23 protein-coding genes and 4 tRNA genes are annotated in these 26484 nt (G+C 70.3%); 12 read left to right on the plus strand and 15 right to left on the minus strand.

Features of this window, described 5'->3' with window-relative positions:
• Positions 1-20 precede the first annotated feature (20 nt).
• The 4 genes from ACIGXX_RS12920 to ACIGXX_RS12935 form a co-directional block, all read right to left on the minus strand.
• Complete coding sequence (locus tag ACIGXX_RS12920) at positions 21-467, minus strand: VCBS repeat-containing protein (RefSeq protein WP_361469842.1); 447 nt, start codon at positions 465-467, stop codon at positions 21-23.
• Positions 468-635: 168 nt separating this feature from the next.
• Positions 636-2975, minus strand: coding sequence for a DEAD/DEAH box helicase (locus ACIGXX_RS12925; RefSeq protein ID WP_399975269.1), 2340 nt, complete (start codon positions 2973-2975; stop codon positions 636-638).
• 318 nt (positions 2976-3293) lie between these two features.
• Positions 3294-3860 (minus strand): hypothetical protein, encoded by a 567-nt coding sequence (locus ACIGXX_RS12930; protein WP_351167531.1) that lies wholly within the window; start codon positions 3858-3860, stop codon positions 3294-3296.
• 109 nt (positions 3861-3969) lie between these two features.
• The gene (locus ACIGXX_RS12935; protein WP_351167529.1) at positions 3970-4320 is read right to left on the minus strand and encodes a metallopeptidase family protein; all 351 of its coding nucleotides are present in this window, start codon (positions 4318-4320) and stop codon (positions 3970-3972) included.
• 59 nt (positions 4321-4379) lie between these two features.
• On the opposite strand from ACIGXX_RS12935, the gene ACIGXX_RS12940 reads away from it, so the two are divergent.
• The 4 genes from ACIGXX_RS12940 (at position 4380) to ACIGXX_RS12955 (ending at position 6292) form a co-directional block, all read left to right on the plus strand.
• Entirely contained in the window at positions 4380-5930 is a 1551-nt protein-coding gene (locus tag ACIGXX_RS12940) for a metallophosphoesterase (RefSeq protein ID WP_351167527.1), read from the plus strand.
• A 79-nt stretch (positions 5931-6009) separates the two neighbouring features.
• Positions 6010-6082 (plus strand) — tRNA-Glu (locus tag ACIGXX_RS12945).
• Positions 6083-6121: 39 nt separating this feature from the next.
• Positions 6122-6196: transfer RNA gene (locus tag ACIGXX_RS12950), tRNA-Asp, on the plus strand.
• 22 nt (positions 6197-6218) lie between these two features.
• Positions 6219-6292, plus strand: a tRNA-Phe gene (locus tag ACIGXX_RS12955).
• 86 nt (positions 6293-6378) lie between these two features.
• On the opposite strand, the gene ACIGXX_RS12960 is transcribed toward ACIGXX_RS12955, so the two are convergent.
• Genes ACIGXX_RS12960 through ACIGXX_RS12975 form a run of 4 tightly spaced genes read right to left on the minus strand, consistent with a single transcriptional unit; the run spans position 6379 to position 9601 of the window.
• Entirely contained in the window at positions 6379-7518 is a 1140-nt protein-coding gene (locus ACIGXX_RS12960; RefSeq protein ID WP_399975274.1) for an ABC transporter permease, read from the minus strand.
• 29 nt (positions 7519-7547) lie between these two features.
• Entirely contained in the window at positions 7548-8396 is an 849-nt protein-coding gene (locus ACIGXX_RS12965; protein WP_351167523.1) for a cytochrome c biogenesis CcdA family protein, read from the minus strand.
• A complete protein-coding gene (locus ACIGXX_RS12970) occupies positions 8393-9172 on the minus strand; it encodes a DsbA family protein (protein WP_399975277.1) in 780 nt (259 codons plus the stop codon). Before ACIGXX_RS12970 ends, ACIGXX_RS12965 begins: the two co-directional genes overlap by 4 nt.
• A gap of 54 nt (positions 9173-9226) precedes the next feature.
• Positions 9227-9601 carry a hypothetical protein gene (locus tag ACIGXX_RS12975; RefSeq protein WP_399975280.1) on the minus strand — a complete coding sequence of 125 codons (375 nt, stop codon included), beginning with the start codon at positions 9599-9601 and terminating at the stop codon, positions 9227-9229.
• Between the two features lie 83 nt (positions 9602-9684).
• Here ACIGXX_RS12975 and hrpA point away from each other — a divergent pair, with 83 nt between their 5' ends.
• The 3 genes from hrpA (at position 9685) to ACIGXX_RS12990 (ending at position 14240) form a co-directional block, all read left to right on the plus strand.
• Positions 9685-13653, plus strand: coding sequence for an ATP-dependent RNA helicase HrpA (gene hrpA, locus ACIGXX_RS12980; RefSeq protein WP_361469733.1), 3969 nt, complete (start codon positions 9685-9687; stop codon positions 13651-13653).
• Positions 13654-13748: 95 nt separating this feature from the next.
• A tRNA-Asp gene (locus ACIGXX_RS12985) sits at positions 13749-13823 on the plus strand.
• A gap of 207 nt (positions 13824-14030) precedes the next feature.
• Positions 14031-14240 carry a DUF6274 family protein gene (locus tag ACIGXX_RS12990; protein WP_361469730.1) on the plus strand — a complete coding sequence of 70 codons (210 nt, stop codon included), beginning with the start codon at positions 14031-14033 and terminating at the stop codon, positions 14238-14240.
• Positions 14241-14809: 569 nt separating this feature from the next.
• On the opposite strand, the gene bldC is transcribed toward ACIGXX_RS12990, so the two are convergent.
• Together bldC and ACIGXX_RS13000 are read right to left on the minus strand one after the other, a co-directional pair.
• Positions 14810-15016, minus strand: coding sequence for a developmental transcriptional regulator BldC (bldC, locus tag ACIGXX_RS12995; RefSeq protein ID WP_003949541.1), 207 nt, complete (start codon positions 15014-15016; stop codon positions 14810-14812).
• A 501-nt stretch (positions 15017-15517) separates the two neighbouring features.
• Complete coding sequence (locus ACIGXX_RS13000) at positions 15518-16396, minus strand: hypothetical protein (protein WP_399975283.1); 879 nt, start codon at positions 16394-16396, stop codon at positions 15518-15520.
• Between the two features lie 209 nt (positions 16397-16605).
• Here ACIGXX_RS13000 and ACIGXX_RS13005 point away from each other — a divergent pair, with 209 nt between their 5' ends.
• On the plus strand, positions 16606-17688 hold the full coding sequence (locus ACIGXX_RS13005; RefSeq protein WP_351167512.1) for a Glu/Leu/Phe/Val dehydrogenase dimerization domain-containing protein: 1083 nt from the start codon (positions 16606-16608) through the stop codon (positions 17686-17688).
• A gap of 290 nt (positions 17689-17978) precedes the next feature.
• Positions 17979-18236: a DUF3073 domain-containing protein gene (locus ACIGXX_RS13010; RefSeq protein ID WP_344522176.1), complete on the plus strand. Its 258-nt coding sequence runs from the start codon at positions 17979-17981 to the stop codon at positions 18234-18236.
• A gap of 111 nt (positions 18237-18347) precedes the next feature.
• Here the strand turns inward: ACIGXX_RS13010 and purM are convergent, their stop codons facing one another.
• Both purM and purF read right to left on the minus strand, forming a co-directional pair.
• A complete protein-coding gene (purM, locus tag ACIGXX_RS13015; protein ID WP_399975287.1) occupies positions 18348-19415 on the minus strand; it encodes a phosphoribosylformylglycinamidine cyclo-ligase in 1068 nt (355 codons plus the stop codon).
• A gap of 39 nt (positions 19416-19454) precedes the next feature.
• Positions 19455-20981, minus strand: a complete 1527-nt coding sequence (gene purF, locus ACIGXX_RS13020) for an amidophosphoribosyltransferase (protein ID WP_351167508.1) — start codon at positions 20979-20981, stop codon at positions 19455-19457.
• A gap of 163 nt (positions 20982-21144) precedes the next feature.
• Between purF and ACIGXX_RS13025 the strand changes: the two genes are divergently transcribed.
• From ACIGXX_RS13025 to ACIGXX_RS13035, 3 genes are all read left to right on the plus strand, one after another.
• Positions 21145-21246 (plus strand): putative leader peptide, encoded by a 102-nt coding sequence (locus tag ACIGXX_RS13025; protein ID WP_351167507.1) that lies wholly within the window; start codon positions 21145-21147, stop codon positions 21244-21246.
• Between the two features lie 77 nt (positions 21247-21323).
• Positions 21324-22739, plus strand: coding sequence for a sulfatase (locus ACIGXX_RS13030; RefSeq protein ID WP_399975290.1), 1416 nt, complete (start codon positions 21324-21326; stop codon positions 22737-22739).
• A gap of 130 nt (positions 22740-22869) precedes the next feature.
• On the plus strand, positions 22870-24174 hold the full coding sequence (locus tag ACIGXX_RS13035; protein ID WP_399975293.1) for an LPXTG cell wall anchor domain-containing protein: 1305 nt from the start codon (positions 22870-22872) through the stop codon (positions 24172-24174).
• Here the strand turns inward: ACIGXX_RS13035 and ACIGXX_RS13040 are convergent.
• The 3 genes from ACIGXX_RS13040 to ACIGXX_RS13050 form a co-directional block, all read right to left on the minus strand.
• The gene (locus tag ACIGXX_RS13040; RefSeq protein ID WP_351167501.1) at positions 24140-24946 is read right to left on the minus strand and encodes an META domain-containing protein; all 807 of its coding nucleotides are present in this window, start codon (positions 24944-24946) and stop codon (positions 24140-24142) included. The two genes, ACIGXX_RS13035 and ACIGXX_RS13040, sit on opposite strands and share 35 nt — an antisense overlap.
• Before the next feature lie 93 nt (positions 24947-25039).
• Entirely contained in the window at positions 25040-25834 is a 795-nt protein-coding gene (locus tag ACIGXX_RS13045) for a sterol carrier family protein (RefSeq protein ID WP_399975297.1), read from the minus strand.
• 9 nt (positions 25835-25843) lie between these two features.
• The gene (locus ACIGXX_RS13050) at positions 25844-26482 is read right to left on the minus strand and encodes a TetR/AcrR family transcriptional regulator (protein WP_351167498.1); all 639 of its coding nucleotides are present in this window, start codon (positions 26480-26482) and stop codon (positions 25844-25846) included.
• Between the last annotated feature and the right edge of the window lie 2 nt (positions 26483-26484).

A 26484-nucleotide genomic window follows, 5' to 3' on the forward strand; every position in this document is an offset into this window, starting at 1 on the left:
AAAAGCGCTCAACTCAAGGGCTAGTAGAGGCCCTTGTAGCCGCTCCAGCCGGTCGCGACCTTCGTCCGCGCGGTGAACGAACCGTTCCCCTTGCCGTCGTTGCGGTAGAGGTTCCCGGACGTGTCGCGCACGACCAGGTCGGCCTCGCCGTCACCGGTGATGTCGCCGGCACCGACCACGGCGTTGTACGAGGCGCCCCACTCGGTGAAGACCGTGGCCCGGTCGGCGAGGGTGCCGTCGCCCTTGCCCTCGTACCGGAACAGCGTCCCGTCCTCGCGCCGGGCCAGGACGTCCCCGATCCCGTCACCGTTCAGGTCACCCGCCCCGACGACGTGCGTGTACGTCGTCCAGGCCGAGCGGATCTTCTTGCCGGCCGCCAGCTTCCCGTCGCTCTTGGCCGCGAAGACGAGGATGTCGCCGGTGGAAGCCTTGCGGGCGACGAGGTCGGCGCGGCCGTCACCGGTCACATCGGGTCCCCTCCCTCGCGGTCCGGCTCCCCACCGGACCGTCCTTCTGATCAGGCCTGAAGCTGATCAGGCCTGAAGGTAACAGCGAGCACCGGCACGGATACGACGAAGGGCCCGCACGACAGGTATGTCGTGCGGGCCCTTCGGTCAGATCAGACCGGCCGTGGGTCAGCCGTTGCGCTTCCAGCGCGGCTTGTCGTCACGGCGTCCGAAGGAACCCGTGCCGGTGCCGGAGCGGTCGCGGTTGAACGCCGGGCGGTCGTGGCCGCCGGAGCGGGCACCGCCCGCGGGGCGGTCGTCGCGGCGGTCACGGTTGAACGGACGGTCGCTGCCGCGGTGGCCGCCGGAGGGGCGGTCGTCGCGACGGAAGCTGGAGCCGCCGCCACGGTTGTCGTCCCGACGGTCGCCGCCACGGAAACCGCCACGGTCGCCACCGGAGGGACGGTCGTCACGACGGAAGCCGGAGCCACCGCCACGGTTGTCGTCCCGACGGTCGCCGCCACGGAAACCGCCACGGTCGCCACCGGAGGGACGGTCGTCACGACGGAAGCCGGAACCGCCGCCACGGTTGTCGTCCCGACGGTCGCCGCCACGGAAACCGCCACGGTCGCCGCCCGACGGACGGTCGCCGCCGCGGAAGCCGGAGCCGCCACGGTCGTCACGACGCTCGAAGGAGCGGCCGCCACGGTCGTTGCCGCGGTCACGGTTGAAGCCGCCGCCACCCTCACGACGGTCGCCGCCACGGAAGCCGGAGCCGCCACGGTCGTCACGACGCTCGAAGGAGCGGCCGCCACGGTCGTCACGGCGCTCACGCTCGTAGTTGCCGCGGTCGTCGCGCTGCGGACGACGGTCGTCACGGGCGGCCGGCGCGGCCGACTGCTCCGGGACGGAGACGGCGGCCTCGACGACGGCCTCGGCGGCTGCGGCGGCCTCGGCCACCGCGGTCTCCGGGTCGTCGCCACGCTCACGGGCGGCACGCGCGGTGAGGCGCGAGGCCTCCTCGCGCAGCTCCGTGGCGCGGCGGGTGGCGCGCTCCAGCTCCTTGGTGAGGTCCTTGACCTCACGCTCGGCCTGGGTCGCGGCGTTGCCCGCGGAGTCGGCCTGCACCTCGGTCATCGAACGGGCGCCGGTGATCTCGGCGACCTCCGGGTCGAAGGTGCCGCCGCCGTTGATGATGTGACGCGTGGCGTCGACGCCCGCGTCCTCCATCAGACGGAAGATCTGGCGGCGCTGGTGCGGCAGGGACAGCGAGACGACCGTGCCGGAGCGGCCCGCGCGAGCGGTACGGCCGGAGCGGTGCAGGTAGTCCTTGTGGTCGCCGGCCGGGTCCACGTTCAGGACCAGGTCGATGCCGTCGACGTGGATGCCTCGGGCGGCGACGTCGGTCGCGACGAGCGCGTTGACGTAGCCCTTCTTGAAGTCCTCGAGGACGCGGGTACGAGCGCCCTGCGTCATGCCGCCGTGCAGCGCGTCGGCCTTCACGCCGGACTCGCAGAGCTGCTCGGCGATGCGGTCGGCGCCCAGCTGGGTGCGGACGAAGATGATCGTGCGGCCCTTGCGCGCGGCGATGGCGGCCGTGACGGGCGCCTTGTCGCGGGGCTTCACGATCAGGATGTGGTGGGTCATGGTCGTGACGTTGCCCTGGGCGCTGTCGACCTCGTGCGTGACCGGGTTGGTCAGGTAGCGCTTGACCAGCGTGGAGATCTCGTTCTCCATCGTGGCCGAGAACAGCATCCGCTGACCGCCGGACGGAACCTGGTCGAGCAGCTCCGTGACCTCGGGCAGGAAGCCCAGGTCGGACATCTGGTCGGCCTCGTCGAGCACCGCGATCTGGGTGTTCTCCAGCGAGCAGGCGCCACGGCTGATGATGTCGCGCAGACGGCCCGGCGTGGCGACGAGGATGTCGACGCCGCGCTCCAGGGCGTAGATCTGGTTGCCCATGGACGTACCGCCGCAGACGACCTTCATCTTCAGGCCGAGCACGTCGCCGTACGGCTGAAGCGCGTCCGCGACCTGCATCGCGAGCTCACGGGTCGGGGTCAGGATGACGCCGCGGGGCTTCTTCTTCTCGGTGTGGCCACCGGCGAGCGTGGTGAGCATCGGCAGACCGAAGGAGAGGGTCTTGCCGGAGCCCGTACGGCCGCGGCCGAGGATGTCCTTGTGGGCCAGGGCGTCCGGGATGGTCGCGGCCTGGATCGGGAAGGGCGCGGTCACGCCGTTCTGGGCGAGCTTGCGGACGATGGCCTCGGGGAGACCGAGGTCACCGAAGGTGGGGCCGGCCGGAGCTTCGTCGGCGGCCTTGACGGCCTCGTCGGCAGCGTCGGTCGCGGGCTCATCGGCCTCGGCGACGACCTGCTCGGCGGCCTCCACGACGTCTGCGGCCTGGACGGTCTCGACGGTCTCGACAGCCTCGGCGGTCTCGACGACGGCCTCGGCCGCCTCGGCCTTCAGCTCGTCGGTCGTCTCGTTCTCGGGCAGGACGGCGTGGTCAGAATGAGAAATGGACATGCGAAATGCGAAACCTTCCGGAGTCTCGGCACGCGCCCGTCAACTCCGTGATTTCGCAATGGACCGCCTCTATGCGGTCAGCCACGGCAAGGGAGAGTACGCGCCACGCGGCGCTCTTCTTTTTCGGCGCCGGGCAAATGGGATCAAACGATCTACCACCATACGCACCCAACCCCCCAGAAGGCAAACCGCACCCTCCGGGGCACCTTGGATTCCACCCCCCACAGCTCGTCTCACCTGCGACGAAGCGGGTTTCGGACAGGGGCTGAACCCCGCCCCGAGGCGTCCCGGACGGACCCGAGGCCGCCCGAAGCCGTCTTAGGCGGGCCCGGCCTCCGGCGAGGGCTCCCGCGACCTGAGCCCCTCCGAGCGCTCCCCCAGCTGCGTGTCCTGCTTCGGGGGCTCGTGCGCCGACGACGAGGGCTCCGGAGTGGGCTCAGGAGTCGGCGTCGGGGTCGGCTTCGGAGGATCGGGCGTCGGCGTGGGGCGCGGCGGGTCGGGCTTCGTACGGGTGGGCGCAGGACCCCCGCCCTTCGCCGGCGGGGCGGGGGCGTCGCCACCGCCGGACGCGGACGCCGAGGCCTGGGCTGCGTCGGAACCGGACTCGCCGCGCTTGCCCGATCCCCCCTTGCCCTTGCCTTTGCCCTTCCCCTTGCCCTTCCCCTTGCCGCCCTTCGCGTCGCCGCGGTCGGCATCACCGCCGGCCGAACCGGCGCCCGGCGTGACGCTGCCGCCGTCCGGGGCGGCCGCCGCGCTGCGCTCGCCCGCGGACCGCGCGGGGCCGGGCTCACCGCCGCCGTCGTCGCCGATGCTCATGCAGCCCGCGGTCGCCATGACGGCCACCGCCGCCGCGGCCAACCGGACAGGAACGTACAACTGGCGCACGGCCGAGCACCTCCGAGGCGCTGAGAAGCGGGGACGTCCTACCCAACTCCCTTGCCCCGCAAGAGGACACGGACGACGAGCCCCGCCGCCGCCCGGTGCCGCCCGGCCGTCAGCCGTATCCCAGGGCGTGCAGGCGCTCGTCGTCGATCCCGAAGTGATGTGCGACTTCGTGCACCACTGTGATCTCCGTCTCCACGACGACGTCCTCGCGCGACTCGCACATGCGCAGCGTCGGCCCCCGGTAGATCGTGATCCGGTCGGGCAGCACTCCCGCGTACCACTCGCCCCGGTCCGTCAGCGGAGTCCCCTCGTAGAGCCCGAGCAGCTCGGGGTCCTCGGCGGGTGGTTCGTCCTCCACGAACACCGCCACGTTGTCCATCAACCGCGTCAACTCGGGAGGAATCCGGTCGAGCGCCTCGGCGACCAGTTCCTCGAACTCTTCCCGCGTCATCTCCAGCACGCACCCATTGTCGGCCACCGCCCCGCATAGCCGCCCCTCCCCTTGGGCATACCGGCCCAATGGCCCGCGACTTCCGTGCGCCCGCCGCCCTCGTACGCCACTACCGGTCCCGCCACCCGCACCCGGTGAGCGAGCTCATCAGCCCTCCCCACCCGTACGGCCGCGCGGTGGGCCTGATCGCGGTCGTCCTGTTCGGCGCCTGGCTCGGCCTGCTGATCGTCGGCAGCGTGCACGCTCCGGTCGGCCCGATGGACACGCGCATGACGCTGCGCCCCTCGCTCACCGGCGGCACGAAGATCGACGTCTCCCCGCTGGGCGCCCTCGAACTGCGCTCGCACCTCGCGCCCATCCGCCTGGACGTGGACGTGGACCGCCTGGACCCGGTCCGCTCCCAGGCCCTGGTCGACCACCCCGAGCGGATCTCGGGCCTCCAGGACGAGGTGACGAGGGACGTCGGCCACGGCACGCTCGACCTGGCCGTACGCTCCTGCGCCGCCGTCGTCGCGGGCGCCACGACGCTGGGCCTCGCGGTCTACCGCCGCCCGCGCCGGGCCATGGCGGCGGGCGGCCTCGCCCTGGCCCTGCTCGCCGCGTCGGGCGCGGCGGCGTACGCGACGTGGAACCCGAAGTCGGTCCTGGAGCCGAAGTTCTCGGGCCTGCTCAGCAGCGCGCCGTCGGTGGTCGGCAACGCCCGGAGCATCGTGAGCGAGTTCGACGTGTATCAGCAGGAGCTGGCGCGCCTGGTCACCAACGTGACGAAGCTGTACGACGCGACGTCGACGCTCCCCGCGTACCAGCCGGACCCGTCCACGATCCGCGTCCTGCACGTCTCGGACATCCACCTCAACCCGGCGAGCTGGAAGATCATCGCCTCGCTGGTCGAGCAGTACGACATCAACGTCATCGTCGATTCCGGCGACACGATGGACCACGGAAGCGCCGCCGAGAACACCTTCCTGGACCCGGTCGAGGACCTGGGGGCTCCGTACGTGTGGGTCAGGGGCAACCACGACTCCCACACGACCCAGCGCTATCTCCAGCGCATGAAGAACGTCCACGTCCTGGACGAGGGCAGGGCGGCGACGGTCGCGGGGCTGCGGTTCGCCGGGACGGGCGATCCGCAGTACACCCCGGACCGCTCGGAGCCGGCCGAGGGCGAGGCCGTCGAGGAGATGGCGGGCATCGGCCTCGCCTCCGCCCTGCGGGACCAGAAGGCCGCGGGCACGCCCGTCGACATCGCCGTCGCGCACAACCCCGACGCCGCGCGCGAGACGGACGGCGAGGTGCCGCTCGCCCTGGCGGGCCATGTGCACCACCAGGAGATGGAGGTCATGGACGGCGGGACGCGGCTGCGCATCGAGGGCTCCACGGGCGGCAGCGGGCTGCGGGCGGTGGAGGGGAAGTACCCCGACCCGGTCGAGACGTCGGTCCTCTACCTGGACCGGGACACCCGGCGCCTCCAGGCCTGGGACGAGATCAAACTGGGCGGCCTCGGGCTGACGAAGGCGGAGGTCAGCCGCCATCTGCCGAAGGAGAACCAGCCCGGCGCGACGCCGTCCCCGCCCCCCGCGGGCCGCTCCCCGGACACCGGCTCCCCGGCCCCCCGATAACCGTTTTGGCGATAGCTCCCCGCATCCCATATGCTTCTCACGTCCCCGACGCGCTGCAAAGCGCCCAGGTGGGCCCTTAGCCCTCATCGTCTAGTGGCCCAGGACGCCGCCCTTTCAAGGCGGTAGCACGGGTTCGAATCCCGTTGGGGGCACGCAACACCTTGTGCGAGACTAGTGCTCGCACAACGCTTGGTCCTGTGGAGCAGTTTGGAGTGCTCGCCACCCTGTCAAGGTGGAGGCCGCGGGTTCAAATCCCGTCAGGACCGCTTGCGATTCCTTGAATCGCGTGGCTGGGTAGCTCAGTTGGTACGAGCGATCGCCTGAAAAGCGATAGGTCGCCGGTTCGATCCCGGCCCCAGCCACCTCTTCGAAGGCCCCGTCCGATGGACGGGGCCTTCGCCGTTCCCGGAGACCGGAGACCGGAAGCCAGGGGACGGCAAGGGCCGCCTCACCCCGCCGGCGCCGCCGCGTGCGCCGCCGGCCTCTCCCGGCCGCCCGGGTGGCGGTGGCGCCAGACCCAGAACACCGTGCACGCGAGCACCGCCCACGCCGCGAGCACCAGGAACGGGAACACGTGCTGGTGGCCGCCGAAGTACACCGCCGTGTGCTGGGCGTTGACCGATGCCCCGGGCGGCAGCCAGCGCCCGATGTGGCCGAGGACCGACGGGAGCAGCGGCCACGAGACCGCGCCGCCCGACGACGGGTTGCCCAGCAGCACCATCAGGCCCCAGGTCGGGATCATCGCCCAGCGCCCGAACAGGGTGTTGAACATCGTGAAGACCATCCCCGAAGCGAACATCGTCAGCGCCAGGATCAGCCACGACTCCACGAACGGCAGGTCCACCGCGCCCAGCCACCAGTCCACCACCGCCGCGATCACGAACCCGCCGAGCAGCGCGTAGAGGACCGTGAAGGCGATCCGCTCCGCCGGGTTGAGTCCTCGCGCGTGGACGCTCAGCTGGATCGCCCCCACGAAGCCGATGATCACCGCGGCCAGCGAGATGTAGAAGATCGCGAGCCCTCGCGGGTCGCCTTCCTGGAGGGGCTTGATGTCCTTCACCGTGACCGGCACCCCCACTTCCCTCCCCACCTTCGGGGCCGCCTCCGCGAGGACCTGTGCGACCGACGCACCGGAAGCCCCCGAGACGTCGAACGTCACCTTGTCCCCGGACGCCACCGCGAGGATCGCGAAGACCTTCTGCTCCTCCACCGCGGTCCGCGCCGCGCCCACGCTGTCGTACTCGTGCACTTCGAGCGAGGCGTTCAGCGCCTTCTCCATGCCGTCCAGGAACGCCTTGCCCCGGGTGGCCTCCTGCGCGCCGACCACCGCGGTGGGGATGTGGTGCGGGGTCGGTTTCGCCATGGAGTACGTGTACGACCCCGCGAAGAGCCCCGCGGCGGCCGCCAGGATGAACACCAGCACGACCGCGGGCAGGAAGGGCGAGTCCTTGAACGCCGACCACCGCTCGCCCCGGGTGGGGGCCCTCCCGTGGGCTCCGTGGGCGCCGTGGGGACTGTGGGCGCTGTGGGAGCCGTGGGCTGCGGGAGGGGCTTCTTCGTGGCCAGGGCGGTCAGGCTGTTCAGGCATACGAATACGCTAAACCACCTAAAACGGACTCACCCCTGCTCGGCCTCGACCGGCCCCCTGGCCCTCCGGCACCAGGCCCGCACCGCGAACCCCACGCCCACCAGCGCCACGACCCCGACCAGGAGCACCGAGTCCGGCACGGCCCGGCCCACGCCCCCGGCCCACCGCTCCACGGCGAACGAGTCGTCCACGTCGAGCAGACCCGGCAGCGCGGTGGTCCCGTCGTACGCGAGGAAGAGCGCGCCCAGGGCGACGAAGAACGCCCCCGACAGCAACGACGTCGTGTGCAGCTCGAAGCGCCCGACCCGGAACGTCCGCCCCCGCAGCCAACGCCGCCGCCCCAGGTCGAACCGCTCCCAGAGCAGCGCGAGGACGAACAGCGGCACCGCCATCCCCAGTGCGTACACGGCGAGCAGCAGTCCGCCGTAGACAGGGCTCCCGCTCACCGCCGCCACCGTCAGGACGCTGCCCAGGATCGGCCCCGCGCAGAAGCCCGCGAGCCCGTACACCGCGCCCAGCGCGTACACGGACACCGCCGTCGTCGGCCGGATGCGGCCCGACAACTCGGCCATCTTCCGCGAGGCGAACCCCATGCCCACGACCTGGAGCACGCCGAGCGCGATGATCAGCCACCCGGCGACGAGCACCAGCTGATCCCGGTGGCCGAAGAAGAACCGTCCGGCGACCGAGCCCGCCGCGCCCAGCGGCACGAGGGTCGTCGCGAGACCGGCGTAGAAGATGCCGGTGCGGGCGAGCAGCCGCGAGGTCGAGTCGATCGAGTACGCGAAGAAGGCGGGAAGCAGCAGCGCGCTGCACGGGCTGATCAGGGCGAGGAGACCGCCGAGGAACGCCGCGAAGTACCCGACATCGGCGGTCACTTGTCGCCCGCCCCGGACGCCCCGGACGCCCCGGACGCCCCGGAGGACTTCGCCGCCTTCGCCGCCTGCTCGATCGCCTGGTCGAAGACCTCGTCCGGCTGCGCCCCGGAGATGGGCCGCCCGTTGACCAGGAAGGACGGGGTCGACGTGGCCCCCAGGCCGTAGGCCTCCTCCTGGTCCTTCTTCACGGCCGCCTTGGCGCCCGCGCTGTCCACGTCGTCCGAGAAGCGGCCGACGTCCTTGACCCCGGCCTTCCTCGCGAGCTCCTTGAGCCGGTCGCCGCCGAACCCCTTCTCCTTGGAGCCCTCCGCGTACGCCGCCGCGTGGAACTGCCAGAAGCGCCCCTGCTGCCCGGCGGCCCACGCGCCCCGCGCCGCGGACTCGGAATCCGCGCCGAAGATGGGGAAGTTGCGCCACTCGATGCGCAGGGTGCCGTCCTCGACGTACTTCTTCACCAGGTCCGGCTCGGTGTCGCGGGCGAACTTGCCGCAGTAGCCACACTTGAAGTCGGCGTACTCGATGAGCACGACCGGTGCGTCCTTGCGCCCCTGCGCGAGCGGGTCCTTGGCGTCGCGCCGGGCGAGCTCGGCCAGCTCCGGGTAGACCCCGGCCTGCGGGTCGGCGGAGACGTCCGCGGGGGACTCCTCCTTCGCGGTGACCGAGGAGGACTCGTCGGGCCGGGTGGCGCTGTAGGAAGCGGCGCCGAGCAGCAGGGCGGCGAGGGCCACGCCCGCTCCGATGGCGATGTTCTTCTTTTTGTTGTTGTTCTTGGGCATCAGGGAGTTCTCTCTCGTTCCGTACGTCGTTGAAGGGGCCCCGAACGGGGGCCTCTACACGCGCAGGATCGAGAGATCTATGGGAGAAGGCGGCGACAGCGGCGGAGGACCGCGCTCCGGCGTCAGGGACGGCACCGTCTGTCCGACGCCCCACCCACCGGACGCGGAATGGGCCTGATGCAGGGCGGGCAGCAGCTCGTACGCCGTACTGGAGCGCGGCGGGGCCGCGGGGGCCTGACCGGCGTCCTGCTGGCCGCCCTTGCCGCAGCCGGGCACCCCGGCGGACGCCTCGACCTGCACCGACACCGGCGCCGACACCGCGGAGTTCACCGCCGGTTCCGCGGCCGCCGCCGGCCCGCAGAACGCCCCGAGCACGACGAGCAGCACCCCCAGCAAGGGGCACCACGACAGACGCGCACGGGACGACATGCCCAAAATCGTACGTCCCCGGGCGCCCCGCCAGATAAATCGGTTCGCCACCTTCGAGCGGCGGGTGAGATCCTGGACGCCGTATGTCTACGCAGCCTGCCCTCACCCTCGACACCCTCGCCCCGCGCCTGTCCGAGCTGTCGCTGCGCGACGAGCACCGGATCGGCCGCCGGATGGAGGGTGCACGCCGGATCCGCAAGCCCGACGCCCGGGCCGCCGTCATCGCCGAGATCGCGGCGGACGTCGACAAGGCCGCGGCGCGGATGGCCGAGCGGGGCAGTCGTCTGCCCAAGATCACGTATCCGCAGGAACTGCCGGTCAGCCAGAAGAAGGACGACATCGCGGCGGCGATCCGCGACCACCAGGTCGTGATCGTCGCGGGCGAGACGGGCTCCGGCAAGACGACGCAGATCCCCAAGATCTGCATGGAGCTCGGGCGCGGCCTGCGCGGCATGATCGGCCATACGCAGCCCCGCCGCATCGCGGCCCGCACGGTCGCCGAGCGCGTGGCCGACGAGCTGAACACCCCGCTCGGCGAGGCCGTCGGCTGGAAGGTCCGCTTCACGGACCAGGTGGGCGCCGACACGTACGTGAAGCTGATGACGGACGGCATCCTGCTGGCCGAGATCCAGACGGACCGCGAGCTGCGCGCGTACGACACGATCATCATCGACGAGGCCCACGAGCGGTCCCTCAACATCGACTTCCTGCTCGGCTATCTCGCCCAGCTGCTGCCCAAGCGCCCGGACCTGAAGGTCGTCATCACCTCGGCGACCATCGACCCCGAGCGGTTCTCGCGGCACTTCGGTGACGCCCCGATCGTCGAGGTCAGCGGCCGTACGTACCCCGTCGAGGTGCGCTATCGCCCCCTCCTCGAAGACGACTCGCAGGACACGGACCGCGATCAGATCACCGCGATCACGGACGCCGTCGAGGAGCTCCAGGCGGAGGGCAAGGGCGACATCCTGGTCTTCCTCTCCGGCGAGCGCGAGATCCGTGACACGGCGGACGCGCTCAACAAGAAGAACTATCGCTTCACCGAGGTCCTCCCCCTCTACGCCCGCCTCTCGCACGCCGAGCAGCACCGCGTCTTCCAGCAGCACACGGGCAGACGCGTCGTCCTCGCGACGAACGTCGCCGAGACCTCCCTGACCGTCCCGGGCATCAAGTACGTCATCGACCCGGGCACGGCCCGCATCTCCCGCTACAGCCACCGTACGAAGGTGCAGCGGCTGCCCATCGAGGCGATCAGCCAGGCCAGCGCCAACCAGCGCAAGGGCCGCTGCGGCCGTACGTCGGACGGCATCTGCATCCGCCTCTACTCGGAGGACGACTTCGTCGCACGCCCCGAGTTCACGGACGCGGAGATCCTCCGTACGAACCTGGCGAGCGTCATCCTGCAGATGACCGCCGCCGGCCTCGGCGACATCGAGAAGTTCCCCTTCATCGACCCGCCGGACCACCGCAACATCCGCGACGGCGTCCAGCTCCTCCAGGAACTGGGCGCGCTCGACCCGACGCAGAAGGACCCGAAGAAACGCCTCACCCCGGAGGGCCGCAAGCTGGCCCAGCTGCCGGTGGACCCGCGCCTGGCCCGCATGGTCCTGGAGGCCGACAAGAACGGCTGCGTACGCGAGGTCATGGTGATCGCCGCCGCGCTCTCCATCCAGGACCCGCGCGAGCGCCCCGCCGAGAAGCAGACACAGGCCGACCAGCAGCACGCCCGCTTCAAGGACGAGACCTCCGACTTCCTGGCCTTCCTCAACATGTGGCGGTACGTCCGCGAGCAGCAGAAGGAGCGCGGCTCCTCCTCGTTCCGCCGGATGTGCAAGGCGGAGTACCTGAACTTCCTGCGGATCCGCGAGTGGCAGGACATCTACACGCAGCTGCGCACGGTCGCCAAGCAGATGGGCATCAACCTCAACGAGGACGACGCCCCCGAGCAGCAGGTGCACATCTCCCTGCTCGCCGGACTGCTCTCCCACATCGGGATGAAGGACGTGAAGGAGTCCAAGGACAGCGACCCCAAGCAGCGCGGCGGCCGTGGCGAGTATCTGGGCGCCCGCAACGCCAAGTTCGCGGTCTTCCCGGGCTCCGCGCTCTTCAAGAAGCCCCCGCGCTTCATCATGTCGGCCGAGCTCGTCGAGACCTCCCGGCTCTGGGCGCGGGTCAACGCGCGCATCGAGCCGGAGTGGGTCGAGCCGCTCGCCCAGCACCTCCTGAAGCGCACGTACAGCGAGCCGCACTGGGAGAAGGACCAGGCCGCGGTGATGGCGGTCGAGAAGGTCACGCTGTACGGCATCCCGCTCGTCACCGACCGCAAGGTGAACTACGGCCGCATCGACCCCGAGGTCTCTCGCGACCTGTTCATCCGCAACGCGCTCGTCGAGGGCGACTGGCGCACGCACCACAAGTTCTTCGCCGCCAACCGCCGCCTCCTGACCGAGGTGGAGGAGCTGGAGCACCGCGCGAGGCGCCGCGACATCCTCGTGGACGACGAGACGCTGTTCGACTTCTACGACCAGCGGGTGCCCGCGGACGTGGTGTCGGGGGCGCACTTCGACTCCTGGTGGAAGAAGAAGCAGCGCGAGGAGCCCGAGCTGCTCGACTTCGAGCGGTCGATGCTCATCAACGAGCGCGCGGGTGACGTGTCGAAGGACGACTATCCCGACACGTGGCTCCAGGGGCCGCTCAAGTTCCGGGTGACGTACCAGTTCGAGCCGGGCGCGGACGCGGACGGCGTCACCGTCCACGTCCCGCTCCAGGTCCTGAACCAGGTCACGGCGGACGGCTTCGACTGGCAGATCCCGGGCCTGCGCGAGGAGGTCGTGATCGAGCTGATCCGCTCCCTGCCCAAGCCGATCCGCCGGCACTACGTCCCGGCGCCCAACTACGCCACGGCGTTCCTGGAGCGGGCGGTCCCCCTCCAGGAGCCGCTGCACGTGACGCTGGCCCGTGAGCTCCAGCGGATGGTCGGCGTCCCCGTCTCCCCGGACGACTTCGACCTCACCCGCGTACCGGACCACCTGAAGATCACCTTCCGGATCACCGACGAGCGACGCAAGAAGCTCGCCGAGGACAAGGACCTGGAGGCGCTGAAGCTCCAGCTGCGCCCGAAGGCCCGCAAGGCGCTCTCCCAGGCCGCCGCCGCGACGGCCGAGCGCACGGGCGGCTCGGCAGTCGAACGGACAGGCCTCACGGACTGGTCCATCGGCTCCCTCAGCCGCGTCTTCGAGACGCGTCGCGCGGGCCAGCCGGTGAAGGCGTACCCGGCGCTCGTGGACGACGGCGACACCGTGTCCGTACGCCTCTTCGACACCGAGGCCGAGCAGCAGCAGGCGATGTGGAAGGGCACGCGGCGCCTCATCCTGCGCAACATCCCGGTGAATCCGGCCAAGTTCGCCTCGGACAAGCTGACCAACGCCCAGAAGATCGCCCTGTCCGCCAATCCGCACGGCTCCATCCAGGCGCTCTTCGCGGACTGCGCGATGGCGGCGGCGGACAAGCTGATCGGCGACTTCGGCGGTCCCGCCTGGGACGAGGAGTCCTACCGCAAGCTGTACGAGAAGGTGCGCGCGGAGATCGTCGACACGACGGTCCGCACGGTGAGCCAGGTCCAGCAGGTCCTCGCCGCCTGGCAGGCCTGTGAGCGCCGCCTGAAGTCGACGAAGAGCCCGACGCTCCTGGCCAACCTCGCGGACGTGCGGGCGCAGTTGGACGCCCTCGTCGGCCCCGGCTTCGTCACGGCCACCGGCATCCGCCGCCTGGCGGACCTGATGCGCTACATGACGGCCGCCGACCGCCGGCTCCAGCAGATGCCGACGAACGTGCAGCGGGACACCTCGCGCATGGAGAAGGTCCACGAGATGCAGGACGAGTACGCCTGGCTCCTGGAGCAGCTCCCGCAGGGCCGCCCCGTGCCCCAGGAGGTCCTGGACATCCGCTGGATGCTGGAGGAGCTCCGCGTCAGCTACTTCGCGCACGCGCTGGGCACGGCGTACCCCGTCTCGGACAAGCGGATCGTGAAGGCGATCGACGCCGTGGCACCGTGACGAGCCGCTCACGCAGAGCGAGTTCGACCAGCGCCCGTGGCCTGCTGTAGAGTCTCGTCTCGCAGCACAACGCAGCAATCAGTGCCGCAAAGCAAGGTCCTGTGGAGCAGTTTGGAGTGCTCGCCACCCTGTCAAGGTGGAGGCCGCGGGTTCAAATCCCGTCAGGACCGCAGTAAAGGAAGGGCCGCACCCGGCAAACGGGTGCGGCCCTTCTTGCGTACCACCCCATGCACCCCAATCGCCTCGCCACCCCACGGGCCGCACCCCGCAAACGGGTGCGGCCCGTTGTCGTACCCGCATCTTGACTGCGTCACATTCCGCCGGTACCTAGACAACAGGGAGCGGGGCGGGACCGGTTCCTCATCAGGAGGTGGCGCATGACGGCATCTGCGGCGTCCGCACGGCACGAGACACGCGCTCTGCTGCGCGCCCACCTCTCGGCGGCGACCAGCTATCGCCACCTGACCCGGCACTGCCCGATCTGCCACCGCCTGGAGCGCCTCGTCCTGGAGACCTCACCCGCCGCCCAGAACGGCTGTGAGAGCGGCGGCGAGCCGGGCGAGGACGAAAGTCCCCCGAATGCGTGACCAAAGCCGACCCGCGACCCACCCCGGTGGTGGGAGGGTGAGGGGGAGGACCCCCCGGGCGCCTCGGGCGCGCGGGAGCCAACTCCCCTGTGCGCCCCGGGATCTCCTCTAGCTCAGAGGTATCGCGGGCAACAAGGTTCACGGCGTGTGACGGGTGTCACCGAAGTCGTTTTGAAAACCCCTGAACTTACACCCGTCTTACAACCAGTCAATTTAATATGTGCAATTGCACCACCCCGCACAGCGCCCGTCCGGGCCGCACAAGGGTGGGGGGAGGGTGGCGCCACAGCCGCTCCACAGCGCGGCCCCAGCACTCCTCAGAGACCAACAAGCCCGCTCACAGCGGCGCTCACCAGCACCTCCCGGGCACACAAAAAAGATCGCGCTGGACCCGGCGGAGTCCAGCGCGATCGAAGACGACTCACCCATGAGGCTCAGGCGTGGGACCCGTTGGGGCGGGACCCGCGTCGCATGTAGCTAGAAGTCGGACGTTGCGGCTGGATTGGGGGACCCAGCAGCGGTCGTACGTTTCGTCCGGGTACTGCGTGGTACTGCGGTAATGCGGTAGATCAGGCCTCGCTGCGCTGCTGCGGGATACCCGCGAGCAGTGCGCGGACCTCAGCCTCGCGGTAACGGCGATGGCCGCCGAGCGTGCGAATCGACGTGAGCTTGCCAGCCTTGGCCCAGCGCGTCACCGTCTTGGGGTCGACGCGGAACATCGTGGCAACCTCAGCCGGGGTCAGCAGCGGCTCGGCATCAGGGGTGCGAGCGGTCATGAGCGGCCTCCTCGGAGAACCGAACCTTCTCGGTTCATTCCTCTAAATTCTGCACCTTGACCCGCGTTGCCCGAAATGGCGGACGCGAGTCGAGTCGGTTATAGGACGAACGGCTTGTCCTCGGCACTACAACTACACCATCCGTCCAGCCACGTCGGCCAAACCGATGGAATTGCCCTCCCAGGTGTCTATCAGCGACGGAAGCCGATGGACCATGCCATAGCGGACAGTCACGCCACAGTGACGATCAGTCACAGAGCGATCAGGAGTCAACAGACCCCCCATAGCGTGCAATGCTGAGCATTCCGCCCACACATGGACGGAAGGAGCCCTCCCCGGACTCCTTGTCCTATTTTGGCACGAGGGGGGGCGATGGGCGCAAGGGCCCAGTAAGTGCGGTCCGTCACGCTTGAGACAAAAGCCCGGATCGGGACCTACGTCCCGTGTAGGCGTCAGGTAGGGATGACTCGTTGGGATGACCCACGAACGGCCCGCTGACGCTCAGTTCGAGAACTGACGGTCCCGGACCGCCCTCCATCGCTCCATGAGCCTCGCATACGCCTCGCCGGCCCCCTCGCCGTCTCCGTCGCGCAGCGCCTCGATTCCTTCCGCCACGTCCGCCGCCGAGTGGTCCTCGTCGAGCTGCTCCTCGGACAGGGCGTGCACGAGCCCGCCGTAGTCGAGCTCGACCAGCGAGCGCGGATGGAACTCCTCCAGCCACCGGCCGACGTCCATGAGCCCGTCGACGAGCGGCCCTTCGTCGATCGTGTCCCGCAGCGTCCTGAGGCCGCGGGCCACCCGGCACCGCGCCTGCACCATCGGGGTCCGGTAGCGCAGGACGGGCGCGCCGGCCGCCGCCTCGCCCCCCTCGTCCTCCTCGCGCTTCTTCTCGTACCCCTTCTCGAACTGACGCTCCTCGTCCGAGACGAGCACGAACCAGTTCAGCGGCACCTGCCACGTCGACGTACGGATCCACGGGCGCGCGTCCGGGTTCCGCACGAGCCACTGTTCGTAGTCCGCGGTCGTCTGGCGGCGCACCACCGGCGGCAGGACCGCGTCGAGGACCGGCATCGGCAGCTGCCCCGGCAGCTCCCCCAGCGCCTGCCAGCCGCGCAGCCGGGTCCGCCAGGGGCAGACGCACACCACCCCGTCGGCCTCCACCACGAACGCGTCGCTGCTCTCGTGCACCGGCACGGGCACCGGCGGCGTGGGCAGCAAATCGGCCAGCGACCGCCTCAGTTCGTCCTGGTACGAGGGACGGTCGGTGCGACGCGCGTAGCGCGCCCAGTGATCACGCTCGGGCTCCGGGAAAGCGGCGAGCGGCTCATAGACGCGCAAGTAGGACGCGTACGGGACGACCAACGAAGACACCTTGGGCACGGCTGCTCCCTCCCCCGCGTACCGGCTGGAAAACACTGCAAATCGTGCCATGGCCGAACTCCGCCGTACTCCTCGCTGCGCCGGGAGAGGGTGATCCTCGGCACTGCGCGGCCACCGGGTTCTCACAGGCTCTAGTCTCATGCCCATCGGGCCCCGCCACCCGCACGGGCGCCCGCCCAACCGCCGCCACTTGACCGGGAGTCACCACAGTGACCGAAGCAGACAACGGCGTCCTGCACACCCTGTTCCACTCGGACCAGGGCGGCCATGAGCAAGTAGTGCTCTGCCAGGACCGTGCCAGCGGCCTCAAGGCCGTCATCGCCATCCACTCCACCGCCCTGGGCCCGGCCCTCGGCGGCACGCGCTTCTATCCGTACGCGAGCGAGGAAGCCGCCGTCGCCGACGCGCTGAACCTCGCGCGCGGGATGTCGTACAAGAACGCCATGGCCGGTCTCGACCACGGCGGCGGCAAGGCCGTGATCATCGGCGACCCGGAGCAGATCAAGAGCGAGGAGCTCCTCCTCGCCTACGGCCGCTTCGTGGCCTCGCTCGGCGGTCGCTACGTGACGGCGTGCGACGTCGGCACGTACGTGGCGGACATGGACGTCGTCGCACGTGAGTGCCGCTGGACGACCGGCCGCTCCCCCGAGAACGGCGGCGCGGGCGACTCCTCCGTGCTCACCGCCTTCGGCGTCTTCCAGGGCATGCGGGCCTCGGCCCAGCACCTGTGGGGCGACCCCTCGCTGCGCGGCCGCAAGGTCGGCGTCGCGGGCGTCGGCAAGGTCGGCCACCACCTCGTCGAGCACCTCCTGGAGGACGGCGCCGAGGTCGTGATCACCGACGTGCGCGAGGAGTCCGTGAACCGCGTCACGCACAAGCACCCGTCCGTGACGGCCGTCGCCGACACCGAGGCGCTGATCCGCGTCGAGGACCTCGACGTGTACGCCCCCTGCGCGCTGGGCGGCGCCCTGAACGACGACTCCGTGCCGGTGCTCACCGCCAAGGTGGTCTGCGGCGCCGCCAACAACCAGCTCGAGCACCCCGGTGTGGAGAAGGACCTCGCCGACCGCGGAATCCTCTACGCGCCCGACTACGTGGTGAACGCCGGCGGCGTGATCCAGGTCGCCGACGAGCTGCACGGCTTCGACTTCGACCGGTGCAAGGCGAAGGCGTCGAAGATCTTCGACACCACTCTTGCCATATTCGCTCGTGCGAAGGAAGACGGTATTCCGCCGGCCGCGGCGGCCGACAGGATCGCCGAGCAGCGCATGGCGGAGGCCCGCCGCAGCTGACCCCGCAGGCGCCGTGCAGGGGCCCCGTCGACGTGCGCGAGAGACAAGACTCACCCCCGTCGGCGGGTCGCCCGACAAGAAGAGGTTAAAATCGCAGTTGACCAGCGAGGACAGGGCTCCTCGCGGGTTCTGCGCCGAGGCGCGTCCTGCGGGCGACGTACCGTATGGCCGCAGGAGCAGGTACCGTGGAAGCCCTACGGACCGGCCTCTCCACGGAGAGCCCGTTCCTGATCATGAACGCGTGTCAAGACTCTGGGGTCACCAAGCCCCATATCCGAGGGGGTCGAGCCATGGGGCGCGGCCGGGCAAAGGCCAAGCAGACGAAGGTCGCCCGCCAGCTGAAGTACAGCAGCGGCGGGACTGACCTGTCGCGTCTGGCCAATGAGCTGGGCGCTTCGACTTCGCAACAGCCGCCTAATGGCGAGCCGTTCGAGGACGACGACGAGGAAGACGACCCGTACGCCCAGTACGCGGATCTGTATAACGACGACGAGGACGACGACTCTGCTGAAGAGTCCGGCCCCTCGTCGCAGCGCCGCGGCGCTTGACCTCGTTGCATTCGCAGCACTTGCAGCATTCGCAGTTCTCGTAGCAACTGCACCTGACCCGGTCCGGGGTGGTCACCACACCGGACCGGGTTTTGTGCTGCCCCGCAGGGCTTACTTGGAGTAGTCACCGATCAGCGCCGCGCCATCGGTGTGCTCGCCGCGCTCGGTGATCTCACCGGCGATCCAGGCGTCCACGCCGCGGTCCGCGAGGGTCGCGAGGGCCGCGTCGGCGGACTCCTCGGGGACGATCGCCATCATGCCGACGCCCATGTTCAGCGTCTTCTCCAGCTCCAGGCGCTCGACCTGGCCGGCCTTGCCGACGACGTCGAAGACCGCGCCGGGCGCCCAGGTCTCGCGGTCGACGATCGCGTGCAGACCGTCCGGGACGACCCGGCCCAGGTTCGCCGCGAGGCCGCCGCCCGTGATGTGGCTGAAGGCGTGGACGTCCGTGGTGCGGGTGAGCGCCAGGCAGTCCAGGGAGTAGATCTTGGTGGGCTCCAGGAGCTCCTCGCCGAGCGTGCGGCCGAACTCCTCGACCTGGCGGTCCAGGGACCATCCGGCGCGGTCGAAGACCACGTGCCGCACCAGCGAGTACCCGTTCGAGTGAAGACCGGAGGACGCCATCGCGATGACCGCGTCCCCCTTACGGATGCGATCGGGGCCGAGCACGCGGTCGGCCTCGACCGCGCCCGTGCCGGCGCCCGCGACGTCGAAGTCGTCCGGGCCGAGCAGGCCCGGGTGCTCGGCCGTCTCGCCGCCGATGAGGGCGCAGCCGGCGAGCACACAGCCCTCGGCGATGCCCTTCACGATGGCCGCGACACGCTCGGGGTGGACCTTGCCGACGCAGATGTAGTCGGTCATGAAGAGCGGCTCGGCGCCGCACACCACGATGTCGTCCATGACCATGGCGACCAGGTCGTGCCCGATGGTGTCGTACACGCCGAGCTGGCGGGCGATGTCGACCTTCGTGCCGACACCGTCGGTGGCGGAGGCGAGCAGGGGGCGCTCGAAGCGCTTGAGGGCGGAGGCGTCGAAGAGTCCGGCGAAGCCGCCGATGCCACCGAGTACCTCGGGGCGCTGCGTCTTCTTCACCCACTCCTTCATCAGCTCGACGGCGCGGTCGCCCGCCTCGATGTCGACGCCTGCGGAGGCGTAGCTGGCACCAGTGGTCTCAGACATGTGGGGTGAGAACTTTCGTGTCGTTACTACGTACGGGGCTTACGGGCGACGGATCGCGTCGGCCGCTGCCGTGGACGCCGGACCGGCGGCCAGCTCCGTCTCCAGGAGCTGCTTGCCGAGCAGCTCGGGGTCGGGGAGGTCCATCGGGTACACGCCGTCGAAGCAGGCGCGGCAGAGGTTCGGCTTGTCGATGGTCGTGGCCTCGATCATGCCGTCGATGGAGATGTACGAGAGCGAGTCGGCGCCCATGGACGTGGCGATCTCGTCGATCGTCATGCCGTTGGCGATGAGCTCGGCGCGGGTCGCGAAGTCGATGCCGAAGAAGCAGGGCCACTTCACGGGCGGCGAGGAGATCCGGATGTGGATCTCGGCGGCGCCGGCCTCGCGGAGCATCTTGACCAGGGCGCGCTGGGTGTTGCCGCGGACGATCGAGTCGTCGACGACGACAAGACGCTTGCCCTTGATGACTTCCTTGAGGGGGTTCAGCTTCAGACGGATGCCCAGCTGGCGGATCGTCTGCGAGGGCTGGATGAAGGTCCGGCCGACGTAGGCGTTCTTGACCAGGCCGGCGCCGAAGGGGATGCCGGAGGCTTCCGCGTAACCGATCGCGGCGGGCGTTCCGGACTCCGGGGTCGCTATGACGAGGTCGGCTTCCGCCGGGGCTTCCTTGGCGAGTTTCCGGCCCATCTCGACGCGCGAGAGGTAGACGTTCCGGCCCGCGATGTCGGTGTCGGGGCGCGCCAGATAGACGTACTCGAAGACACAGCCCTTGGGCTTCGCTTCCGCGAATCGGGCCGTTCGCAGGCCGTTCTCGTCGACCGCGATGAACTCGCCGGGCTCGACCTCGCGGACGTAGCTGGCGCCGCAGATGTCGAGCGCCGCGGACTCCGACGCGACGACCCAGCCGCGCTCCAGGCGGCCGAGGACCAGCGGGCGGATGCCCTGCGGGTCGCGCGCCGCGTACAGCGTGCCCTCGTCCATGAAGACCAGGGAGAAGGCGCCCCGGACGTCCGGGAGGACCTTCATGGCGGCTTCTTCGATGGTCAGCGGCTTGCCGTCGTCGTCCGTCTGGCCCGCGAGGAGAGCCGTCACCAGATCGGTGTCGTTGGTCGCCGCGACCTGGGTCGCGCGGCCGTTCTCCTTGGGCAGCTCGGCGACCAGCTCGGCGAGCTGGGCCGTGTTGACGAGGTTGCCGTTGTGCCCGAGCGCGATGGAGCCGTGCGCGGTGGCACGGAACGTCGGCTGGGCGTTCTCCCATACGGAGGCCCCGGTGGTCGAGTAGCGGGCGTGACCGACCGCGATATGACCCTGGAGCGAGCTGAGAGAGGTTTCGTCAAAGACCTGGGAAACCAGCCCCATGTCCTTGAAGACAAGGATCTGGGAGCCGTTGCTGACCGCGATTCCCGCGGACTCCTGGCCTCGATGCTGTAGGGCGTAAAGCCCGAAGTAAGTGAGCTTGGCGACCTCTTCACCCGGAGCCCAGACACCGAAGACGCCACAAGCGTCCTGGGGGCCTTTCTCGCCGGGGAGCAGATCATGATTGAGTCGACCGTCACCACGTGGCACGACACCGAGTGTAGGCGAGATCGACCACTGGTCCGAATTGGGGATACGGCCCCCGCACGGAGCGTGATGACGCTCCCGGTGCGTCCGTGGAGTACGAAGCCCTTGTGAACAGGTGAGCGAGAGCGTTGACAGGGGCGGGCGGGTCCCGTGAAGCTCCTGGTCCATGCCCCTGCAGCCCCTCGGTGACCCCTCGGCCACCCTTGTGGAGCGCCGCCACGTCGACCTGGTCCGTGTCGCGAGCGCCATCTGTCGCCGCGCGCTCTGAGCTCACTCTCCGTCTCACTATTTGTCGACTCCGGGTACGTGCCCCAGCCGCGCCGTGCCCCGTTCAGGAGCGCAGCCATGCCTTCGTACGACCAGTCCGCCCTGTCCCGCCGCGCCTTCGGGGGCGCCGTGGGAGCCGGTGCCGCCGCCGCGGTGGGTCTGCCCGCCGCCGCCGAGGCCCACGAGCGGCCCTTCCGCGCGGCCCCGCGCCGCGGCGCCAAGCGGCCGAACATCCTGTTCATCCTCGGCGACGACCTGGGCTGGGCCGACCTCTCCTCCTACGGGTCGCCGCACATCAGCACCCCGAACCTGGACCGCCTCGCACGCCAGGGCGTGCGGTTCACCGACGCCTACTCCGGCTCCGCGACCTGCTCCCCGACCCGCTTCAGCCTCTACACGGGACGCTTCCCGGGGCGTACGAAGGGCGGGCTGGCGGAGCCGATCGCGGACAAGTCCGTTGGCCTGGAGCCGACGCATCCCACGCTGGCCTCGCTGCTGCGGGACGCCGGGTACGCGACCGCGCTGATCGGCAAGTGGCACTGCGGCTATCTGCCGGACTACTCGCCGACGAAGTCGGGCTGGGACGAGTTCTTCGGGAACTTCGGCGGGGCCCTGGAGTACTACTCGAAGCTGGGGCTCGGCGGTGAGTACGACCTCTACGAGGGCGATGTCCGGGAGGGCGACGCCGAGTACAAGGACCTGCGCTACTACACGCGCATCCTGACCGAGCGGGCGAGCGAGTACGTCCGGCGGGACCACGGCGACAAGCCCTGGCTGCTCAACCTGAACTTCACCACTCCGCACTGGCCGTGGATCGCGGACGGCGACACGGAGGAGAGCGCGGAGATCGTAAGGAGGATCAAGGCGGGCGAGAAGGGCGCGCTCTGGCACCAGGACGGCGGCTCCGTCGAGAAGTACACGGAGATGGTGCAGGACCTGGACCGCTCGGTCGGCGAGGTCCTCAAGGCCCTGAAGAAGTCGGGTCAGGAGCGGGACACGCTGGTCTTCTTCGCCTCCGACAACGGCGGCGAGCGCTTCTCGTACAACTGGCCCCTGTCGGGCAACAAGGCCTCGCTCCAGGAGGGCGGCATCCGCGTGCCGACCATCGTGCGCTGGCCCGCGCGGCTCGACGGCGGGCAGGTCAGCCACGAGCCCGTGTTCACCCCGGACTGGACGGCGACGCTCCTGGAGATAGGCGGGGCCCGGCCGAACCCCGCCTACAAGCTGGACGGGACGAGCCTCGCGCCCTACCTCCTCAAGGGCGAGGAGCTCGCGGAGCGGGAGCTGTTCTGGCGGGTGCGCGGGGAGCGGGCGCTGCGGCGCGGGCAGTGGAAGTACTACCGGGGCAAGGGCGGCAAGGACCAGCTGTTCGACCTCGCGGCGGACCAGCGCGAGCAGGCCGACCGGGCCGCGGACGAACCGAAGCGCCTCGCGGAGCTGAAGGCGGCCTGGGAGAAGACGGAGAAGGGGCTGCTGCCCTACCCCGCTGCCTGAACTGGGCCTTAAGCGCGGCCTAAGAAGCCTTCCCGGGGGTTCGCGCGGGCCGATGTGATCGCTAGCGTGCCTCGCGCGCGCCCAAGTTGATCTCCAAGGTCCGCGCGAACCCCCACTCGGAAGGTCCCCCATGAAGCCGTCCCCGCGCCTCTGTCTCCTGCCGGCCGCCGTGGCCGCCGCCCTGGCCGCTGCCGCCGCCGCGCCCGCTCCCGCCGCCGACGGGCCGCAGCGGCGCGTCCAGGTCGCCATGGTGAACTTCACGGACAGCCGCATCCCGGACGCGGGCACGCTCGAAACCGCCCTGAAGGACAACTACTTCGGGTCGAGCGGCTCCCTCACCTCGTACTACAACGAGGTCACCGGCGGCGCGACCACCTTCCAGGCCGCCGAGGGCGACGGCGTCACCGGGCCCGTGGACATCGACCTGGCGGCCACCGGCTGCGACACCGGAAAGATCAACGACCTGACGCGCGAGGCACTCGCCGCGAAGGGCGTGCCCGAGGACGGCTACGACCACCTGTCGCTCGTCTTCCCCTCGGAGAAGGCCGGCTGCGACTGGCTCGCGCTCGGCACCGTCGGCGGCGGCACCACCTGGATGCCCGTCGGCGCCGACGGCAAGATGTCGATGACGGCCCTGGTCCACGAGTTCGGCCACAACTTCGGCTACAGCCACCACATGCGCCTCCGCTGCCCCGAGGGCGACCTCGGCACGGGCTGCGAGGAGGACGGCACCAGCCACAAGACCCCGATGGGCGGCGGCGGTTGGGAGGCCGGGCTCACCGCCCCCGAGCTCCTGCACAACAAGTGGCTGACGGGCGGCGAGGTCGCGAAGGTCGCCAAGTCCGGTACGTACACGCTGCGTCCGCTGTACGGCAGTGGCGGCGGGGTCCGTGCGCTCGACATCCCGCTGGGCGACGACCGCCTGGTCGTGGAGCTGCGGCACGAGTCCGGCACCCTCGACGGCGAGATCCAGGGCGTGCACGCCTACCGGGTGCAGGACGGGAAGTACGCCGATTCGGCCCTCGTCGACCCGACGCCGGACGCCGACGAGTCCACCGGCGGCGACGCCCCGGCCGACGCGGACGCGCTCAAGGCGGGCGCGACGCTGACGGACGAGGCCCGGAAGGTCGAGGTCGAGGTCACCAAGGCGGGGGCGGACACGGCCACGGTGGAGGTGAGCCTGGACGGGGTGGCGGCGCCGGCGGCTGCCGCCGAGCCCGCGGCAGAGGAAGAGGCTCCCGTGGAAGCCTCCAACGACGCGCGCCCCGAAGGCGGTTCCACCGAACTCGCCGAGACCGGCGGCGACTCCGACACCAGCCTCGCCTACTCCATCGGCGGCGGCCTGATGCTCGCCTTCGGCGGCGCGTTCCTGCTGAAGTCCCGCTCCCGCCGGGGCGTCGCTACTTCGTCTGCTTCAGGTCGGCGTTCGCGCTGACGACCGTGCCGTCGGCGGCGGTGAGCGAGAGCCCCCGGTGGGACAGCTGGTAGGTCACCTTGCCGTCGAAGAGCTTGAGGAGCTTCTTCTCGGTGTCGCCAGCCGCTCCCTCGCACATCATCCGGGTGCTCCGGGGAGCGCCCAGGGTGATGCTGTCGCCCTCCACCTCGGCCTTCGCGGTGACGTTGTTGCAGCCGAGCTTGCCGCGGACGGTGCCGTCCTTGCCGAAGGTCAGATGGGCCTTGCCGTCCACTTCCTTCGGCAGGGAGGCGGTGACCTTGCCGTCGCCGATGGCGTTCACGTTCCACTTGGTGCCCGTCAGCGGGACGTCCGGCTCCGAGGTGAGGGCCACGCGGTCTCCCTTGTCGGTGGTGAGGGTCAGCCGGTCGCCGTCGACCGCGGCCTTCAGCTCGCCCTTGCCGATGGCGCCCTTGAAGGCGTCCTCGAAGTCCAGTTTCGCGCAGCCCCTCTTGGTGGAGATGGCGTTGGCGAAGTCGACCTTGTCGCCGTCCGTCGAGACGTCCGCGGTGAAGCCGTTGCAGCCGTAGTTGCCCTCGGCCCTGCCCTTGTCGCCGATCTTGACGTAGGCGTCGGCCGGGGCCTGCTGCTTCTTGCCGCCCACCGTGACGCTCTCGACGCTCCAGTGCACGCCGGTGAGGGACTGTCCGGACCCGACGGACCCACTGCCTGAGCCGGTCTCGGTGCCGCACGCGGTGAGCATGCCCGCGGCGGCCAGGGCCATGACGGTCGGAGTCAGTCGTTGCTTCTGCATGCCGGTGTGACGGGGCAAGTGGGGGTTCTGGTTCCCCTCCGCCAGCCGAAGAGGACCGTCGCCCGCCGGGGCGGATCGTCGGTACGGATCGGCTCAGCTCATGACCGGCAGCAGCTCCGCCAGATCCGCCCGCTCCCCGCTCGCGCTGACCTTCGCCGCGTCCAGGGCGCTCTTCCAGTCCGTACGCCCGGTCGCGAGGCGGATCCAGGTCAGCGGGTCGGTCTCGACGACGTTCGGCGGCGTGCCGCGGGTGTGCCGGGGTCCCTCCACGCACTGGACCACGGCGAACGGCGGGACCCGGACCTCGACGGCGCCGCCGGGGGCCTTCACCGCGAGGGCGTCGGCGAGCAGCCGGGTGCAGGCGGCCAGGGCCTGGCGGTCGTACGGGACGTCCAGACCCGGCACCGCGTCGTTCAGGTCGTCGGTGTGGACGACGAGTTCGACGGTACGCGTGACCAGGAAGTCGTCGAGGGTCATCGCGCCGAACCGGGTGGGCACGAGCCGGCCCGCCGTGACGTCGGGCAGCGCCTCCTCGAAGCCGGCGAGCGTGCGCGTGTACAGCTCGCCGAGGTCCTCCTGCGCGGCGAAGGCCCGCGACGCCTCGTCGACCTGCGCGGCGGCCGAGGCGGTCGCGAACGGCCAGTCCAGCAGCGCCACTTCACGGGCCGGGGGCTCGGGCATGGCGAGGAAGCGGGTGGCGCCGATGAGCGCCATCGTCAGGTGGGCGGCCAGCTCGCGCACGGTCCAGCTGCCGAGCCGGGTCGGCAGGGCGAGCTGCTCGGGCTCCAGGGCGCCGACCGCTTCCCGTACGTTCCCGAACTGGGCGAACACGGCGGTGCGGATCTTGGCGGAGTCGTACGAACGCGTGCGCTTCTTGGCCGGTGGCATGGGCCGAGCCTAATTCTTCTCGGGGTACCCCTGGAGACCCTTTTCCACCTGGCCGAAGACGCGCTCGGCGGACGCGGCGCAGCCCTTCGCGATCTCGTCGAGCGGGTCGCCGGCGAGGGTGCGCTGGTGGTTCTCCACGATGAGCGCGTTCCGGGCGCCGATCAGCTGGGAGGCGGCGACGCGTGCGAGGAGCATGTCGCCCGTCTCCTGGGCGAGGGCGTCCGCGAGGAGCTGGACGCTGCGCATGTGGAAGATGACCATGCGGTGCGCGAGGGTCGGCGTCTCGCTGATGAGCTGGCGGACCTTGAGGGTGCGCGGGTCGCCGCTGAGGCCGATCGAGGGGTCGCGCGCGGTGATCTGCTCCAGGAACTGGCCGCGCATCGCGGCGACCGCGGACTGTCCCGGCGCCCGCTCGCGCACGGCGCGGGCGGGATCGCCGACGTGCTCCTCCAGGGGGCTGACGATCACGCTTTCCTTCGTACCGAAGTAGTTGAAGACGGTCATCTTCGACACCTCGGCGGCCTCGGCGATCTCCGCCACGGATACGTGGTCGAAGCCCCGCTCGGAGCAGAGGTCCACGGCTACCCGCCAGATCCGCGACGCGGTCTGCTTCTTCTTGCGCGCACGCAGCCCCAGCTCCTCTGTCATGC

It is taken from the genome of Streptomyces sp. NPDC055243, assembly GCF_044544025.1.
Taxonomy (GTDB): Bacteria; Actinomycetota; Actinomycetes; order Streptomycetales; family Streptomycetaceae; genus Streptomyces.

What these genes read in the sequence shown, in the direction of transcription:
- ACIGXX_RS12925 (WP_399975269.1), bottom strand. Translation starts at nt 2,975, where the DNA reads ATGTCCATTTCTCATTCTGACCACGCCGTCCTGCCCGAGAACGAGACG.
- ACIGXX_RS12940 (WP_351167527.1), top strand. Translation starts at nt 4,380, where the DNA reads ATGGCCCGCGACTTCCGTGCGCCCGCCGCCCTCGTACGCCACTACCGG.
- ACIGXX_RS12960 (WP_399975274.1), bottom strand. Translation starts at nt 7,518, where the DNA reads ATGCCTGAACAGCCTGACCGCCCTGGCCACGAAGAAGCCCCTCCCGCA.
- ACIGXX_RS12970 (WP_399975277.1), bottom strand. Translation starts at nt 9,172, where the DNA reads ATGCCCAAGAACAACAACAAAAAGAAGAACATCGCCATCGGAGCGGGC.
- ACIGXX_RS12975 (WP_399975280.1), bottom strand. Translation starts at nt 9,601, where the DNA reads ATGTCGTCCCGTGCGCGTCTGTCGTGGTGCCCCTTGCTGGGGGTGCTG.
- hrpA (WP_361469733.1), top strand. Translation starts at nt 9,685, where the DNA reads ATGTCTACGCAGCCTGCCCTCACCCTCGACACCCTCGCCCCGCGCCTG.
- ACIGXX_RS12990 (WP_361469730.1), top strand. Translation starts at nt 14,031, where the DNA reads ATGACGGCATCTGCGGCGTCCGCACGGCACGAGACACGCGCTCTGCTG.
- bldC (WP_003949541.1), bottom strand. Translation starts at nt 15,016, where the DNA reads ATGACCGCTCGCACCCCTGATGCCGAGCCGCTGCTGACCCCGGCTGAG.
- ACIGXX_RS13010 (WP_344522176.1), top strand. Translation starts at nt 17,979, where the DNA reads ATGGGGCGCGGCCGGGCAAAGGCCAAGCAGACGAAGGTCGCCCGCCAG.
- purM (WP_399975287.1), bottom strand. Translation starts at nt 19,415, where the DNA reads ATGTCTGAGACCACTGGTGCCAGCTACGCCTCCGCAGGCGTCGACATC.
- ACIGXX_RS13025 (WP_351167507.1), top strand. Translation starts at nt 21,145, where the DNA reads ATGCCCCTGCAGCCCCTCGGTGACCCCTCGGCCACCCTTGTGGAGCGC.
- ACIGXX_RS13030 (WP_399975290.1), top strand. Translation starts at nt 21,324, where the DNA reads ATGCCTTCGTACGACCAGTCCGCCCTGTCCCGCCGCGCCTTCGGGGGC.
- ACIGXX_RS13035 (WP_399975293.1), top strand. Translation starts at nt 22,870, where the DNA reads ATGAAGCCGTCCCCGCGCCTCTGTCTCCTGCCGGCCGCCGTGGCCGCC.
- ACIGXX_RS13040 (WP_351167501.1), bottom strand. Translation starts at nt 24,946, where the DNA reads ATGCAGAAGCAACGACTGACTCCGACCGTCATGGCCCTGGCCGCCGCG.
- ACIGXX_RS13045 (WP_399975297.1), bottom strand. Translation starts at nt 25,834, where the DNA reads ATGCCACCGGCCAAGAAGCGCACGCGTTCGTACGACTCCGCCAAGATC.
- ACIGXX_RS13050 (WP_351167498.1), bottom strand. Translation starts at nt 26,482, where the DNA reads ATGACAGAGGAGCTGGGGCTGCGTGCGCGCAAGAAGAAGCAGACCGCG.